Source organism: Acinetobacter sp. YH12254, assembly GCF_013417415.1.
Classification (GTDB): Bacteria; Pseudomonadota; Gammaproteobacteria; order Pseudomonadales; family Moraxellaceae; genus Acinetobacter; species Acinetobacter pseudolwoffii.
Map to the genome: position 1 here is coordinate 1 of NZ_VPEB01000006.1, position 16897 is coordinate 16897.

Genomic DNA, 16897 nt, shown 5'->3' on the forward strand with positions numbered 1-16897 from the left:
AAAATGTATATCGTTGGCAGAAGAAATTATTTAGACCAGTTATCAAAAACTTCATTGATGACTTTATTCTCGATAAAAATCATCTGCTACCACAGAGAATCTATAAATAATAGTGCGTAAGTCCTATTTCTCATATTCTTTATCCATTTCATTCTTCAAACTTTTAAAGCCCCCTCAACATTTATCAATTATCAAGCATTACAAGATTTCTTCGTACCAATTATTTTGACAATACTCTATCTACCATTTCTATGGTTTTTTCTGCTATATATAAAATATGAAGAAATTTTTGTACGACTTCAATTTCATATCAAAGATAAAAAACTTATCACCCTTACAAAATTTTTAGTCATTATTAACTTTCGAACTCAAAAAGATTTGATTGATGAGTGGTTTCATCATATTAAGATTCATAAGATAGAAAACTATCAACAACTAATCGATTCTTTTTCGCTCGTAAAGCATAGGAAATCTAAAAGAAGTAAACTATCTAATACACCTTTAGATCTGGGCTGGAGTGTATATCAAGCAGAAAGGTTCCTAAGTGGCTACGAACTCCAAGTTAAATATTCTGATATTGGCGATGAAATTTGGTTTGGATCTAAACTAATTGAATTAGATGATGATTTTAATCCTTCTACATTAATCTACTATATTCAAGGCAATGAAGATGCTGTGAAGCAATTAAAAATTAAACTATTTCTCTATGACATTAATCTTACTCCAAATTACTTAAATACCTTCATCGAAGCTATAAATTGCTTACTCAGAAACTCACTGCAAGCTAGTTTAGATCACGGTCATATAGATAATATTTATAACTTGGAGAATTTTTCAAATACGTTACACAATAAGTTACTTGAATTTCAATATGAAAAATTCACTCATTCAGTTAAACCCACTTGTGAACTATCATTCTGCATAAAGCCCCCCTCCTAGCTTCCCATTTAAAAAGGGAGGAACTAGCCAAATCCACAACCGCAATCAAATTCGCGCGAAGTCCCTCTTTTCCAAAGAGGGATCTAGGGAGATTTTTATGAAAGCTCTTTCAGACAACACTGATAAATCGTTTCCACCACATCATCAATCCGCCCCATCACCTGCCCATTATCAAATCTCAACACTTTCAATCCAAGTTGAGCCAGAGCTTCATCTCGAATGCGATCTGTTTCTAACCCATCTTCCGTAAAGTGTTGACTACCATCACATTCAATGACCAAATTGGCAGCAGGACAATAAAAGTCCACGATGTAATTCATAATTGGTTTTTGCCGATAAAACTGCAAACCTAAAATTTGTTTGCCACGGAGTTTTGACCAGAGCAGCTTTTCAGCCTCAGTCATGTTATTACGTAAATCACGAGAGACTTGTTTTAAGTTTTTATTATAGGGTTTCATTTTTATTCTCTTTTTTTGAATCTCCCCAACCCCCTCTTTTCCAAAGAGGGGGACTTCACGTAAACAAATAAATTACGTGACAGCTCCTTCCTTTTTTAAAGGGAGGTTGGGAGGAATTTAATTTATCAAATATGTGCCCCTTTTCTAACCTCTCAACCCAAAACCACCTGCTTTTACATTTTTAACTCTGCAAAAATCATTACTTTCTATAATAATAGAGCAATAAATTTATCTCCCAAATCAATCACTCTTGGTGTTCCAATGAAAAAACTCATCAACAACCCTGAAAACCTGGTTGTCGAAATGTGCAAAGGCTTTGTCCTCGCTCATCCAGAACTCGCATTTACCGAGTCACACAAAATCATTTCAAGAAAAGCAAAACATAATAATGTCGCACTGATCAGTGGTGGCGGCAGCGGTCACGAGCCGGCACATGCAGGCTTTGTCGGCGCAGGTATGTTAGACGCAGCCGTTTGTGGTGACGTATTTGCATCACCTTCACAAATTCAGGTCTACAAAGCATTGCAGCATGTTGCAACAGACAAAGGCGTGCTGATGATCATTAAAAACTATTCTGGCGATATGATGAATTTCCAGAATGGTGCAGCGCTTGCAACAGATGACGGCATTAACGTGGATTACGTCAAAGTAGCAGATGACATTGCAGTCAAAGACAGCTTATATACTGTCGGTCGTCGTGGTGTTGCCGGTACAGTATTGGTACATAAAATTGCCGGTGCTGCAGCATCAAAAGGCTTAGAACTTCCTGAAGTCAAAGCCATTGCACAAAAAGCTGCAGACAATGTCATTAGCTTGGGTTTCGCTTATAGCTCATGTACCGTTCCTGCCAAAGGCACACCAACCTTTACTCTTGCCGATGATGAAATGGAATACGGCGTGGGCATCCACGGTGAACCGGGGATTCGTCGTGAAAAAATATTGCCATCAAAAGAACTGGCACAACGTATTGTTGATGACCTGTTTCTTGACCGTCCTGACCTGACTGAAGTAGCGGTATTGGTCAATGGTTTTGGTTCAACGCCAATGCAGGAGCTGTATGTCTTTAACAACGATGTTTGCGAACATTTGGCACGTAAAGGCATCAAAATTTATCGTACTTTTGTCGGTAACTACATGACCAGTATCGACATGAACGGTGCATCAGTATCTTTACTTGCGCTGGATGCTGAACTGAAAACCTATTTAGATGCAGAAGCCACTACCCCTGCATTTAAAATGGATGGTTCACCTGCACTACCTTTTGAATTTGCAGCAAAAGATGCATCAGCTGAACGCAGCGCCAATACCGAAGTTGAAACCCAACCTGAACATGCAATAATCAGCAATGAGCAATTCACGATTGAGAATATGCGTTATGTCGTCGATGTCATGGCGGCTTGCATTATTAAAAATGAAGTGCCTTTCTGCGAGCTAGATGCCCATGCCGGCGATGGTGACTTTGGCATGAGCGTGGCCAAAGGCTTTAAACAGCTGAAACGTGAATGGCAAAGTCTGATTCAAGCGCAGCATATGGATGAATTCATGCTGAACTGCTCAATGATCATTATGGAACACTGTGGCGGTGCATCAGGTCCAATCTGGGGTTCAGCCTTCCGTGCCGCGAGTAAGGCCATTCAAGATAAAACCAGTTTAACTGTCGCTGACTTTGCTGAAATGTTGCAGGCGGCAGTCAAAGGCATTCAAGTGATCGGTGAGCGTTCATTTGGTCGTGGTGCCGTGGTGGGGGATAAAACCCTGATTGATGCCCTAGTACCATGTGCAGATTCATGGTCTGCCAATACCGGCAAGACTTTTAAAGAAAACTTTGTCTTGGGTGCAGCGGCTGCGGTAAAAGGTGCAGAATCGACTCAAGAGATTGTGGCACGTATGGGCCGTGCCGGTACGGTCGGTGACCGTAGCTTAGGCTATCCGGATGCCGGTGCACATGGTTTAGGTGTGATCTTTAGCGACATTGCAGCACATATTAAATAAATCATTTATTAAAAAAGCCTCGAATCATCGGGGCTTTTTTTATTTCCGGGATACAGCCGGTGCTCAAGCAAGACAGCAGAAAGAACGTCTATTGAAATTTTTCTAGATACTTGTTCAGGTTTTCTTTGACCACGACCCTTTTATTACCCTTCATCTGTGCTTCACTCAAAATTCCTTCCGAGTCAACCACCACAACAGGATGACCATCCTTTTTCAAACGCGCCACGCCTTCAAATAACATGCGTGCGCCGACATTATGAATTAGGGTCAAATTGGTCAGATCCAGCACAATTCGTTTTTTGCCTTCCGGTTCATCTTCCAAAATACGCAGCAGCATTTCCGATTCAGTAAACTGCAATACGCCACGCAGTTCATACACCACCACATGATCGCGTTTTCCAGTGAGATAACGGTTTTGTAAAATGGTTTGTGCCGACGGCGTCCCTTCCATTAAATGTAGCCCCATTTCCCGGGATATACGTTCAAAGATATCGACCCCACGCGCGCTATGCCCATGTTCATCAATTCGTGGAGAAAATACGGCGATGCCCACCTGTCCAGGCAATACGCCAATAATGCCGCCTGCGACCCCACTTTTTGCCGGAATGCCCACCGTGGTCAGCCAGTCACCGGCAGCATCATACATCCCGCAAGTGAGCATCACGCTCAGGACTTGCCGCACCACAGAGCGATCCAATAATTTTTTACCGGTCTGCGGCTGAATCCCACCGTTGGCGAGTACCCCGGCAATCATCGCCAGGTCTTTGACCGTCACCTTGATTGAACATTGCTTGATATAACCATTGACAATCGCTTCTGGATCTTCTTCCAATACTCCTACTGTACGCAGCATATAACCCAAGGATCTGTTACGAAACGCTGTTTTCAGTTCAGAGGTATATACATCGGTATCAAAACTCAGTTCACGTCCAGCCAAACCGCTTAAAAAACGGCGCAACTGTTCCGCCCGGGATACTGTGCGTTTATAGGGAATCAGGGAATGGGCAGTAATGGCACCTGAATTGATCATCGGATTTTTCGGAATATTGGTGTCTTTCTCCAGTGAAATCTGGTTAAAGGCCTCGCCCGAAGGTTCCACGCCCACTTTTTCCATGACCTTGGTCAGGCCAACTTTCTGCAAGGCCAAGGCATAGGCAAAAGGCTTGGACATGGACTGCATGGTGAACTCAACCTCGTCATCACCGGTGGAATAGATCGTGCCATCTACGGTGGAGAGTGCCAAAGCAAACTTCTCTGGATCGACTGCTGCCAGCTCAGGAATATAGTCGGCCAAGGCCCCTTTATCATTGTCTTGGCAGGAAGTTAAAACATGCTTGAGATAGTCTGGCACTGGTGTTTTCATCGAATGAGCGTCTTCAAATTCACTATTATTTTTAATTAACATAGCGGTTTTTGACTTAAGTACCAGAGTGAAAAGGTAATTTTCTGCATATCTGTGTGATGGGTTGTGCACGCTTTGCGTCAGCTCCTCCAGAAATTAAATTGTAGGTTTGTTCTAATTTTCTTTTTCAGAGCGATCAAAAAAGGGCAATACTGCCCTTTTTATTGAGTCTGGATGATCTATTTCACCTTGGTTTTGCGAATCATTTTGTACAGGACTTTTGGCGAAATACGCGACACCAGTACCCCGAGTTTTTCTTTCTTGCCGCCAATCACGATATATTCTTCGCCGCTCTGCAAAGCTTGTACAGTTTGGCGGGCAAAATCTTCTGCGGACAGACCATTTTCAATCGCTTCATCTGCATGCCCTTGTGGCTTCCCTTGACCATTTAAAGCGTTCAGGGACACATTGGTTTTAACAAAACCGGGGAAAATCACCGATACGCCAATCCCCTGATCTGCCACTTCAGCACGCAGGCTGTTGGCCCACATATGAATTGCTGCTTTGGCTGCGGAATAAGACGCGCGATATTGTGTACCGAGCAAACCTGCAACACTGGAAATAAACACAATACGGCCGGATTTTTGTGCCAGAAAAGTTGGCAGTACGGTTTTGGTCAAAAATACCTGCGAGAAATAATCGACTTCCATAATGGCGCGTTCAGTCTGCATGGTGGTTTCTGCAATCAGGGCACGCTGACTGAGTCCGGCATTATTGATCAGCCAGTCAATCCGGCCTTTTTGTTGCACAACCTGCTCATAGGCATGGCGAACCTGACTTTCATCGGTGATATCAGCCGTGATGGAAATATGTTGATCCGGATTGATCAGGCTTTGGCGCACATTTTCCAGTTCTTCATGACGGCGCGCAGTCAATATCACCTGCGCTCCCTGTGCGGCACATTGCTGTGCAATCGCCTTGCCTATCCCTGAAGATGCGCCAGTAATCCAGACCACTTTTCCATTTAAACTTTCAACTTTCGCCATGAAATCCTGTTTCCTTTGTTTTAATAAATATGGTGCGGCCTTTCATCTTCCAGAAATGCCAGTAAATGCTCGAAATAATAACGTATCGTATCAGCATCATAGATATTACCGAGTTTATCAAAACGTTTATAGCCGAGCTGGGTGGTTAGGTGAATCACCCCATTTAAGGTTTTATCGACCACAACATTAAACTTCAACAGGTTTTTCGGTTCACGGATCAGACAGGTCACGCCCTGATCAACGACCTGGGTAAAGGCTTTGAGTGCCGGCGAGACATACTGATGATTGCCAGTTTTCATCTGATCCACACAACCCAGTAACTCCATCACCAGCATCTTTTCCACCGGATAACGCACAAAAACATCGCCGTCATGCGTATAGGTCATGCGATGCAGATAATTCACCATGGGCATGAGCCGTTCATTGCCAAATAAGGAAACCGACCAAGGCATATATTTACGTGTCGTCTCAATAATGTGCTGAATCACTTTTTCAGATTCACTGTCGGGAGATTTCGCGATCTGCACCATCTGACCAAAAATCTGGTCAATAATTTCACAGGCCATATCGGCCAGATTTTCACCGAGCGGTTTAGCCAGACTGTCTGGATCACCGGCATTTAATCTGGAATGAAGGTCGATAAAGCGCTGATGGGTTTCAGGCTGGATCTTCAGGGAAATGCTATAGCTCATCTTGTTATCCTTTTTAATCTTCTGCGATGAGTCGCGTTTTTTATCTTTGCATCATACGACGAGTTGCTCTGCATGCCAATTGTCTAAAGTTTGCATTTGGTTAAGCTGCCGCATCCACTATTTTTTTTGCTACAATAGATCCAATTTTTCATCTACTTTTGATCTGTTTAGACTATGACTGATTCAGCGCAAAATATCGCGACAACCTACGATCCGACCGAGATCGAGAAAAAATGGTACCAAACTTGGGAAGAGCGCGGCTACTTCAAGCCCTCTGAAAAAGGCGAATCATTCTGTATCATGATTCCGCCGCCAAACGTCACTGGTAACTTGCACATGGGTCATGGTTTTAACAATGCCATCATGGATGCATTGACCCGTTATAACCGTATGTCAGGTAAAAATACGCTTTGGCAACCGGGTACTGACCACGCCGGTATTGCCACCCAAATGGTGGTAGAACGTCAGCTTGGTGCAGAAGGCATTAGCCGTCATGACTTGGGCCGTGAAAAGTTCATCGAAAAAGTCTGGGAATGGAAAGAACAGTCTGGCGGTAATATTACCCGTCAAATCCGTCGTTTGGGTTCTTCTGTAGACTGGTCACGTGAACGCTTCACTATGGATGATGGTCTATCCAATGCGGTCAAAGAGGTATTTGTAAAACTGCATGAACAAGGTTTGATCTACCGTGGTAAACGCCTTGTTAACTGGGATCCAAAATTACAAACGGCGCTTTCTGACTTAGAAGTTGAGTCTGATAAAGAAGAAGCAGGTTCATTGTGGCATCTGAAATATTTCTTTGAAGATAAATCATTGCGCACGCACGATGGCAAAGATTATATCGTGGTCGCAACCACCCGTCCTGAAACCCTGCTCGGTGATACTGCCATTGCAGTTGCCCTGGATGATGAGCGTTATGCGCATCTTGTCGGCAAAAACATCATCCTGCCGATTACCGGTCGTAGCGTGGCAATTGTTAAAGATGAATATGTTGACAAAGAATTTGGTACAGGCTGTGTAAAAATCACCCCTGCGCATGATTTCAATGACTATGAAGTGGGTAAACGCTGCGAATTGCCAATCATCAACATCTTCAACAAAAATGCTGAAGTGTTGGCTGAGTTTGAATACATCGCGAAAGCGGGCGAGCAAATTTCTAAAACCATCCCTGCACCTGCGGAATATGTGGGCTTAGATCGTTTTGAAGCACGTAAAAAATTAGTTGAACAAGCTGAAGCTGAAGGCTGGTTAGAGCAAATCCAACCGTATACGCTTAAACCACCTCGCGGTGACCGTTCAGGGGTCATCGTTGAGCCGTTACTGACGGATCAATGGTATGTGAAAATTGCACCGCTTGCTGAGCCTGCAATTAAAGCGGTGAAAGATGGCGAGATTAAATTTGTACCTGAGCAATACAGCAACATGTACATGGCGTGGATGAACAACATCCAAGACTGGTGTATCTCGCGTCAATTGTGGTGGGGTCACCGCATTCCTGCTTGGTACGATGTAGATGGTAATGTTTATGTAGGTCGTGACGAAGCTGAAGTTCGTGCGAAAAACAATATCCCTGCCGATGTTCAATTAGACCAAGACGAAGACGTACTCGATACATGGTTCTCATCGGGTCTTTGGACGTTCTCAACTTTAGGTTGGACTGGCGATGAAGCCAAAGATAAAGAAAACTATTTCTTAAATACTTTCCACCCGACTGATGTACTTGTGACTGGTTTTGACATCATCTTCTTCTGGGTTGCCCGCATGATCATGATGACCATGCACTTCATGAAGAATGAAGATGGTACGCCACAAGTACCGTTTAAAACTGTGTACGTTCACGGTTTGGTTCGTGATGGCGAAGGTCAGAAGATGTCTAAATCTAAGGGTAACGTACTTGACCCATTAGACTTGATTGACGGCGTGGATCTTGAAACTTTAGTACAAAAACGTACCACAGGTTTGATGAACCCGAAACAGGCAGCGAAGATTGAAAAATCAACCCGTAAAGAATTCCCTGAAGGGATTCAATCTTACGGTACTGACGCAGTTCGTTTCACCTTCTGTGCACTTGCAAACACCGGTCGTGACATTAAATTCGACATGAAACGTGTTGAAGGTTACCGTAACTTTGCCAACAAAATCTGGAACGCAACACGTTTCGTGATGATGAATGTCGAAGGTCAAACTATCGGTTCAGAAGCACGTCAAGACCTTTGGGAATTGCCTGAACAATGGATCGTTAGCCGTCTACAAAAAGCGACTGCTGCGGTACAAACTGCATTTGCGACTTACCGTTTAGACTTAGCTGCACAAGCGATTTACGAATTCATCTGGAATGAATACTGTGACTGGTATGTTGAATTAACCAAACCGGTTCTTAACGATGAAAATGTATCGGAAGAGCGTAAAGCTGAAGTACGTCGTGTATTGCTTGCGGTGATGGAAGCGTCTTTACGTTTGGCTCATCCGTTGATGCCTTATCTGACTGAAGAAATCTGGCAAACGCTTGCGCCTAAACTTGGTATCGCTGGCGAAACCATCATGCTTGCGCAGTACCCAACTGCTGACGAAGCATTGATTAATGACCAGGCTGAAGCAGATATGCAATGGCTGCAAGGTTTGATTGGTGCGGTACGTAACATCCGTGGTGAGATGGGCTTAGGTAATGCACGCTTGTTGCCTGTTCTACTTCAAAACACCACTGATGCTGAAAAAGCGCAGATCACACGTATTGAAGCGTTATTCACTGCGTTGGCTAAAGTTGAGAGCATTACTTTCCTTGCGGACGATGAACAACCGCCATTGTCTTCTTCATCTGTAGTGGGTCATGTGTCTGTGTTCGTTCCAATGAAGGGCTTAATTGACCCTAAAGCGGAATTGGGTCGTCTACAAAAAGACTTAGACAAGGTTCAAAAACAGCATGACCAAATTGCCACTAAACTTGGCAATGAAGGTTTTGTCGCGAAAGCGCCTGCTGCGGTTGTTGAAGGCGAGAAAGTAAAACTTGCTGAGTTTGCTGATCAGTTAGCGAAAATTAAAGCGAATATGGAGCAGATTGCAGCGCTTTAATGTGTTGTTAGTTTGATCTAATTTGTAGTATAAAGGGCTGATTATTTAGCCCTTTATTATTAAATATAAAATTTGACGAAATTATTAGGGTCTGTTGACATTTCAAGTATAGAATTTACCCGATAAAGGTAGCCAAATAAATATACAAGCTAATACAACTGCCCCCTCATAGCTACACTTTAGCTTATCATATCGTGTTGCTATTCCTCTGAACTGCTTTAACCTACAAAATGCATTCTCAACTAAGTGTCTGATTTTATATAAATACCAATCCATATGATCATTATTTGACTGAGTATTTGATTTTCTTGGAATATTCGCTTTAGTTTTTTTCGCAGATATTTGTTCTCTTAATGATTCAGAGTCATATCCTTTGTCTGCACAACATACTTCCGTTTCACTCAAATCAAGTTTTTCAATCATTTTGGGAGCAATCTTGACATCATGTATCGTTCCATCGGAGATAATAATTTCGATTGGATTGCCATCCGCATCAACAGCTAAGTGTATTTTAGAACTATTTCCACCAATGCTTTTAGAAATATCCTGATCTTTTATTCCAGCAGAATGTTGGTGTGCCCGAACATGACTACCATCAATAAAAACCCATTCCATATCAGCATTTGAAGAAATTAATTTAAATATTTTCATTAACTTATCATTTTTACACCAACGATTATATTTTTTAAAGATTGAGTTATATGAACCAAATTCTTTAGGCAAATCACGCCATGGGCAGCCTGTTCTTATTCTATAAAGTATTGCTTCGACAAAATTTCTCAAATTAGATTTGAAATAGATATCAAAATTTCGGAAAATAGAAAGTAACTTAGACCAGTGTTGATCATTCAGTGATCCTAGACAAAATAATGGACAGCACATCCCTCTAAAGATAACGTAACTTTAATCTTTGGAGATTCAAGAAATGGCTAAACGTTTTAGTCCCGAATTTAAACAGCAAGCGATTGATTATGCACTTTCAAACTCACACGAGTCTGTAGCTGCAATCGCCCAGAAATTAGGTGTGGGTTATTCAACATTAGATAAATGGATTCGTGAAACCAATCCGGCAGGTTCAAGCAAACGTCAACTTTCACCAGAACAACAGCGGATCGTGGAATTAGAGAAAGAAGTCAAACAGCTCAAGGAAGCCAATGACATCTTAAAAAAAGCGCATGTGTACTTTCTAACAGATCATGCCAAGAAAAGTACACGGTAATTCAAGATCTAGATATGAATGAAGTCACCGTATCTTCTGCCTGTAAATACCTAGGTGTCAGCACTTCAGGCTATTATGCCTGGCGAAAACATCAAGCCAATACGGCACAGAAATATAATGACTTAAAAGCCGTATATTGGCAGCATCATGCACGATTGGGTGCACCTTCATTAGTACATGACATGCATGATTTAGGTTACAACATGAGCGAACGTACTATTGGAAGGATCCTAAAAAAGCTTGGTTTACGTAGCAGGATTGCACGTAAATACAAGCATACGACTGATTCAACCCATCGTTTGCCTACAGCACCCAACTTGTTGGATCGCCAATTTACAGCTACTCAGCCTAATAAAGTCTGGACAACAGACATTACCTATATCCGCACTAAAGAAGGTTGGTTGTATTTATGTGTGATGCTAGATTTATTTAGCCGTCGTATCGTGGGGTGGCAAACCAGCCATCGAATAGACCGCCAGTTGGTGTGTGATACGTTTAACTATGCAATGGCTCGTCAGGGTTATCCAACTGGTGTTATGGTTCATTCGGACCAAGGCTCACAGTACTGTAGTCGTGATTTTAGAGCGCTGTTACTGAAAAATGATTGTACTCAGAGTATGTCTAGACGTGGAAACTGTTGGGATAATGCAGTGACTGAAAGCTTCTTTCATACATTAAAAGGTCATGTGGTACATGGCAGTGTGTTTTCGACTCGAAAAGAAGCGAATGCTGTCTTGTTTGACTATATTGAAATTTATTACAATCGAGTCAGAAGACATTCTGCAAACGGCTGGTTAAGTCCAGAAGCCTTTGAACAGAAATATATTAAAAGTTTAGAGGGGCTGGTTGTCCACGATACTGTCTAGGATCACAGCATTGTACGAGGCATAGCGAGAAGTAAATTTGGTTTGGCGATTAAATTTTACTTTCTCGCTATTTTTTTGAACAGAAAATGTCAACAGACCCTAATAAAATTTCAGATAACTTTAAAGATAATTATTTCAATTCAGCACTACTTTCGGCTAGATATTTAAAAAAATCATTTACTAAAAATGACGAACCATCTGATAAATTTAAAAATATTATTCATGAAATACTATATAAGACCAATAGAGTTAATCGCGATTCAAAACTTATCGAAGTTATTGGTAGATTATGCATTCCTACTAGACTAAGAGCACATATAGATTCTATTATCACATATAATTTTGATGACTTAATCGAGCAAAAACTAAACTTACATCATCATGTAATTCCAAATGAATTAGAAACTTATAGTATAAAAGAGCTACCCATTTACCATGTACACGGATTTATCCCTGAGAATCCTAATAGCTATGATGATTATGTTGGAAATGAAATAGTATTCTCTGAAGATGGATATCATAAGATGTATTCAGATTCATATCACTGGTCGAACTTAGTTCAATTAACCCATCTTAGAGAAAAAAGTTGCTTAATGATTGGGCTATCAATGGATGATCCTAATTTAAGACGTCTTCTAGACATCGTTTCTAATCCATCTGTAGAAAGTAAACATTACGCTATACTTCAAAGAGTTAAAGAAATTTCTTTAATCAATGATACATCAACTAATGAAGAGATCAATTTAGCTAGAAATTTTTTACTAAGTCATCATCAACTACAAGAGGCAATATTCAAAGATTTAGGTGTAAATATTATTTGGTACGAAGAATACTCAGAAATCCCTGAAATCTTAGAAATGTTATTACATTAAATTTACTACCCTCACCCCAGCCCTCTCCCACAGGGAGAGGGAGCGCCATTTGATTTAGTGTCTGCATGGATTTCACAATGGAATTCCCTCTCCTCTCAGGAGAGGGTTAGGGAGAGGTGCTTTTATCCAATTAAAAAACCCTCTTCCCCCGCCTTCTCCCACAGGGAGAAGGAGCTTTCATCCTTTATTCACTTGCAATTCAATGCACACTTGCCATAAGTGTTCTAAAACCACATCCGTCCGCCCCAACACATCATGATTCCAATACCTTACAACGGTTAAACCCAATGCCTCTAAAAACTTGGTTCGTTCATCATCATATTCCACAGCATCATCCGCTCCATGCTGACTACCATCCAACTCAATCACTAAACCAATTTCATGACAGTAAAAATCTACAATATACGGCACAATCACGTGCTGACGACGGAACTTCAGATTCATAAAACGCTTGGCACGGAGTATTTGCCACATCATATTTTCAGCATCGGTGGCGGTGTGGCGCATGGTTTTGGAGAATTGTAATAGTTGGGGATCGAGCTTTTTATTCATAGGCTTATGTTTTTATTATTTTCTTTAGATTAGCAAATTTTATAACCTCTCCCTAGCCCTCTCCTAAAAGGAGAGGGAACGTTCATTATTAAATTAATTGATGGCATCTAATCAGTTACGACTCCCTCTGGGAGAGGATTAGGGAGAGGTGAATCTTAAAATAGCCCTCACCCTTGCGCACTCAGAATATATTCTGAGGATGCTCATCTCCCAAAGGGAAAAATCTTAAAGTATCCCATGCCTTAAAAACATCTCTAATCCACTCACTTTCTTGATATATTTTAACCGTTCCTTTTCTACTTTAATCTGCTGCTTTATGGCCAAAGTATCTTCATCAATCTGCTTATACAGGTCAGCAATTTGAACTTTCCCTTTCGCCTTTTTTACTGCAATTCTGGTTTTCGATGACCAAACTAACCTATTGATCAATGTATCAATTTGACCTTGTAATGTCTGACTTTGCGCATCTAACGCCAGTTGATAAAGCTTCATTTGCTCTGCAGTTAAACTCTTTTGCGAAGGATCTCGGTCTTGTTCAATCTGAAGCTGCATTTTCAATAAAGCAAATAAATCCTGCTTTTCATAAGCCTGATTGGCATGCTGCAACAACTCTGTCTTTTTTATTTTCTTGACATCATTCGCTTCACGGTCAGGATGAATGGCCGCAGCAATTTTTAAATACACGGTTTTCAATGACTGCTCTGCCAGCATTGCAGCCTGCGCTTGTTTTTCCTGCTGACGTTTTAATCTGGCTTGCTCACGTACGTGTTGAAAATGTTTACTATCCCATTCTTCAAATATATCTGTGTCGGCCTGATCGAAACCATTTTGATCTTCGGAAAACTCTTCTGGTGCATTGGTCTTTTTCTGATTTTTTCTGAGTTGGACATGTTCATTGAGCTGCTGATAGTAACTATCAATTTCATTGACCTTATGCGCTTCCTGCACCGACATTGCCTGTGAATCTTTTAAGTAAGCCGCCAGGGATTGAATTTTTTCATCCAGTACGACGATCTCGGCCTTGGAAAATTCTGCCTCATGCAGATGCTGCCACAATTGTTCAAGCTGCTCGAACAAAACACCATGCAATTCATGATAGACCGGTATGAAATTTTGCTGTGTATATTGTCGAATCTCTTCTTCAGCCTGCTGCCACTGTGCCAGCTCAAGCTTCTGCTGTTCAATTCTATCAATCAGGCGATCCAGCTTTTTCTGCTGTGTCGAAAGCGCTGTGAATGGCTGAATCATGGTTTTTAAATTGAAAGACATGATATTCAAAATAAGCAGGACAGATTATTAAGTTTAACGGTTTTATGAGACAGGTGTATGCCAGTTATCGACACAAATATACACCTTATGCAAATAAATTTTGTTTAATATCAAACAATATAACAATAACTTAATTTGTGACTGTGCTGAAAGGAGATTCAGATGGCAACTCAGGCAGATTTAATCTTTAATCAGGAACTCGCTGCATGGGTACAAGCGCTAGGATCTGTGTTTGCAATTTTTGTCGCCATTAGTGTGCCCTTATATTTAAATCATTTGGCACAAAATCGTGATAATGCCTTACAAGACATGCAAAAACAAAAATTCTTTGTCACGATGCTGCCGACACTTTATCGTATTCGCCGTTATAGTGCTGACTTCATTAAACAAATGCAGTTACATCAGCAAAGTACTCAAAATATCTTACATACGCTAGAAACTGAATATCTGGAATTAATTCCGGTCTTTTCTAAAGAACTGCATATATTTGTACATAGTCAAATTTATGACCCAAACCTGAATCAATTGGCATTTGAACTGTTTCATTCCGAGGAAATTCTGCAACAACATTTATTACAGCCTAAAAACCAGAAACAGCTCAAGCATCAAGCTTTACTGACCCAACATAGCCAGTATATTCATGATGCGAGCCATCAGTTAATTAAACAGATTGAAAAGAGCCATCACCTACAACCTTAAATTGCCTTTTCAGGCCATCAATGTGTAGGCGAATGGCGCAAACAAAATGATTATTCCACAATGACACGACCATTTAATGGCTGTACCGGACGGTTATTCGGATGCCCCATTAATTTGGAAAATTCAGCGATCTGTTTGGCTGAAGCCTGCTGGATCTCTTTTAGAATCAGCCAGCGCACACCTTCTGAGCAAGGTGGCGTGGTCAAAGAACCACTAAAGCGATAATAATCCAGATTTTTAGGCAGCAACTGATTGACAGGCTGTGGTGTTTTTAACACGACTTTTTCCCCCCGCTTTTTCGGCAAACGCTTCCACATCTGTTTTAGCATCTGGCTGTCCTGCCCCTGCTCAAACATCATGCCAACCACTGCCAGCTCACCATCAGCATTGGCATGGACAAAATGAATCTCTAAAGGATAACTTTTACCTTGAATCAGGTTCTCACTCGGACTATGCAAATGGAACTGTTTCAGTTCAAAACGCTCCCCATCCAGCTCCAGCTCACCACCTTCGGCAAAGTCCACCTGAATGGTATGACCTTTATTTTCAATGGCGTGAATCATGGTGTTATAACTAAATTTCAGCGGTTCCAGTTGTGCTTTTACCGTCCGCTCAATATTAATTGGCGACTGATTCGCACCATCACAGGCAGTATATTTCTGGCTTAAATTCGACCATTGTTCAGGCTGCATATAGCCCCAATTGGCATCTGCATAGCCTGCCGTACTCAAACCAAGCACTGTTAAAAATGTGAATATTTTTTTCACAATATTGTCCCTCTTAGAACCGTAATCAATAATTTTTCATTTAGAAAACAAATTTTTAGGCTTATGACTGCCTCATTTTTCAGAGCACAAACTACAGATTTTTACTTAATTTTGGTGAATCAATTACAAATTTCCAAACACTTAAGTCTATGAAAAGATAGAGTATTTATAAATTATTATTTAAATTTCAATAAGATAATCATTTTAGTGTGTTAAATCAACTTAGAATAAAGTGTGAGCTGAATCACAATTAAAGTGGTGAATATTTATGCAATATCTACATGAAACTTCTAGTTAGCTCATAAATAAATCTGATTATAAATTCGCTCTATTTTTCAATAATATATTTTATATTCAAAAGCTTACATAAAAACAGCAGTAAATAAACCTGCCACATTGCTAGACTCAGCTCAACACGTTATATAGGAACAGCTTAATGGATTGGGTCTCGATCTTTATTCATGATACGACTTGGAGCTTTGCATCAGAGATTTTGCTGCGTTGTATAGTCATGTATATCATGATTATCCTGTTTTTACGGCTGACCGGAAAACGTGGTGTACGACAGCTTTCCATCTTTGAAGTCGCGATCATTCTCGCCCTGGGCTCAATTGCCGGTGACCCGATGTTTACCGAAGATGTTCCCCTGATTCAGGCAGTTCTGGTGATGTCGGTGATTATCCTGATGTATCGCCTGACCACTTGGCTGATGATGAAATACCAATGGTTTGAAGACCTACTGGAAGGTAAACCGATTTATATTGTGGAAGATGGCCTGCTGGTCATTGAAGAAATTAAAAAAGGCAAAATGTCACATGATGAATTCTTTGCCGAAATGCGCCAGCAAGGCGTAGAACATCTGGGTCAGGTGCGTACCGGTTTACTGGAAACAGACGGTAAGTTCAGTATCCTGTTTTTCAAATCGGATGAGGTTCAGCCTGGGCTGCCACTATTTCCTAAAACCTGTTCGATCGTGGAGCAGGTGAAAGCAGACCGTTTATATGCCTGTATTTATTGCGGTCAGGTTCAAAACCTCTCCACAGCTGCACAACAATGTCCTCGCTGCAAATCAGCACAGTGGGCTGAAGCGATTAATTGTTTACGCATCACTTGAA

At 41.2% G+C, this 16897-nt stretch carries 15 protein-coding genes; 7 read left to right on the forward strand and 8 right to left on the reverse strand.

Translation table 11 applies throughout. The features are described 5' to 3' along the window. Positions 1 to 225 precede the first annotated feature (225 nt). Complete coding sequence (locus tag FTV29_RS05600) at positions 226 to 939, forward strand: hypothetical protein (RefSeq protein WP_180071924.1); 714 nt, start codon at positions 226 to 228, stop codon at positions 937 to 939. A 95-nt stretch (positions 940 to 1034) separates the two neighbouring features. On the opposite strand, the gene FTV29_RS05605 is transcribed toward FTV29_RS05600, so the two are convergent. Then, positions 1035 to 1397: an endonuclease domain-containing protein gene (locus FTV29_RS05605; protein ID WP_180071925.1), complete on the reverse strand. Its 363-nt coding sequence runs from the start codon at positions 1395 to 1397 to the stop codon at positions 1035 to 1037. Between the two features lie 261 nt (positions 1398 to 1658). Between FTV29_RS05605 and dhaK the strand changes: the two genes are divergently transcribed. Continuing rightward, a complete protein-coding gene (gene dhaK / locus FTV29_RS05610) occupies positions 1659 to 3389 on the forward strand; it encodes a dihydroxyacetone kinase subunit DhaK (RefSeq protein WP_180075222.1) in 1731 nt (576 codons plus the stop codon). An 88-nt stretch (positions 3390 to 3477) separates the two neighbouring features. On the opposite strand, the gene FTV29_RS05615 is transcribed toward dhaK, so the two are convergent. The 3 genes from FTV29_RS05615 to FTV29_RS05625 form a co-directional block, all read right to left on the reverse strand. After that, positions 3478 to 4752, reverse strand: a complete 1275-nt coding sequence (locus tag FTV29_RS05615) for a glutaminase (protein ID WP_180075223.1) — start codon at positions 4750 to 4752, stop codon at positions 3478 to 3480. A 218-nt stretch (positions 4753 to 4970) separates the two neighbouring features. Then, positions 4971 to 5777 carry an SDR family oxidoreductase gene (locus FTV29_RS05620; RefSeq protein ID WP_100357269.1) on the reverse strand — a complete coding sequence of 269 codons (807 nt, stop codon included), beginning with the start codon at positions 5775 to 5777 and terminating at the stop codon, positions 4971 to 4973. Between the two features lie 20 nt (positions 5778 to 5797). Continuing rightward, positions 5798 to 6469, reverse strand: a complete 672-nt coding sequence (locus FTV29_RS05625) for a hypothetical protein (RefSeq protein ID WP_180075224.1) — start codon at positions 6467 to 6469, stop codon at positions 5798 to 5800. A gap of 174 nt (positions 6470 to 6643) precedes the next feature. On the opposite strand from FTV29_RS05625, the gene FTV29_RS05630 reads away from it, so the two are divergent. Then, a complete protein-coding gene (locus FTV29_RS05630; protein ID WP_180075225.1) occupies positions 6644 to 9538 on the forward strand; it encodes a valine--tRNA ligase in 2895 nt (964 codons plus the stop codon). 102 nt (positions 9539 to 9640) lie between these two features. Here the strand turns inward: FTV29_RS05630 and FTV29_RS05635 are convergent, their stop codons facing one another. Beyond that, on the reverse strand, positions 9641 to 10420 hold the full coding sequence (locus FTV29_RS05635) for an IS5 family transposase (protein WP_180075226.1): 780 nt from the start codon (positions 10418 to 10420) through the stop codon (positions 9641 to 9643). 43 nt (positions 10421 to 10463) lie between these two features. Here FTV29_RS05635 and FTV29_RS05640 point away from each other — a divergent pair. Next, positions 10464 to 11623 (forward strand): IS3 family transposase gene (locus FTV29_RS05640; protein WP_180075227.1). Its coding sequence is split into 2 segments (ribosomal slippage): positions 10464 to 10698 and positions 10698 to 11623, totalling 1161 coding nucleotides; the frame shifts between segments, so codons are not numbered across the junction. Positions 11624 to 11709: 86 nt separating this feature from the next. Continuing rightward, positions 11710 to 12495, forward strand: coding sequence for an SIR2 family protein (locus FTV29_RS05645; protein ID WP_180075228.1), 786 nt, complete (start codon positions 11710 to 11712; stop codon positions 12493 to 12495). Between the two features lie 177 nt (positions 12496 to 12672). Here the strand turns inward: FTV29_RS05645 and FTV29_RS05650 are convergent, their stop codons facing one another. Continuing rightward, positions 12673 to 13047, reverse strand: a complete 375-nt coding sequence (locus tag FTV29_RS05650; RefSeq protein ID WP_180075229.1) for an endonuclease domain-containing protein — start codon at positions 13045 to 13047, stop codon at positions 12673 to 12675. Positions 13048 to 13272: 225 nt separating this feature from the next. After that, positions 13273 to 14316 carry a molecular chaperone DnaJ gene (locus tag FTV29_RS05655; RefSeq protein ID WP_180075230.1) on the reverse strand — a complete coding sequence of 348 codons (1044 nt, stop codon included), beginning with the start codon at positions 14314 to 14316 and terminating at the stop codon, positions 13273 to 13275. A 162-nt stretch (positions 14317 to 14478) separates the two neighbouring features. On the opposite strand from FTV29_RS05655, the gene FTV29_RS05660 reads away from it, so the two are divergent. Then, the gene (locus tag FTV29_RS05660; protein WP_005172068.1) at positions 14479 to 15015 is read left to right on the forward strand and encodes a hypothetical protein; all 537 of its coding nucleotides are present in this window, start codon (positions 14479 to 14481) and stop codon (positions 15013 to 15015) included. A gap of 50 nt (positions 15016 to 15065) precedes the next feature. Here the strand turns inward: FTV29_RS05660 and FTV29_RS05665 are convergent, their stop codons facing one another. Then, positions 15066 to 15782: a carbonic anhydrase family protein gene (locus tag FTV29_RS05665; protein ID WP_180075231.1), complete on the reverse strand. Its 717-nt coding sequence runs from the start codon at positions 15780 to 15782 to the stop codon at positions 15066 to 15068. A gap of 436 nt (positions 15783 to 16218) precedes the next feature. Here FTV29_RS05665 and FTV29_RS05670 point away from each other — a divergent pair, with 436 nt between their 5' ends. Beyond that, a complete protein-coding gene (locus tag FTV29_RS05670; protein WP_180075232.1) occupies positions 16219 to 16896 on the forward strand; it encodes a DUF421 domain-containing protein in 678 nt (225 codons plus the stop codon). Position 16897 lies beyond the last annotated feature (1 nt).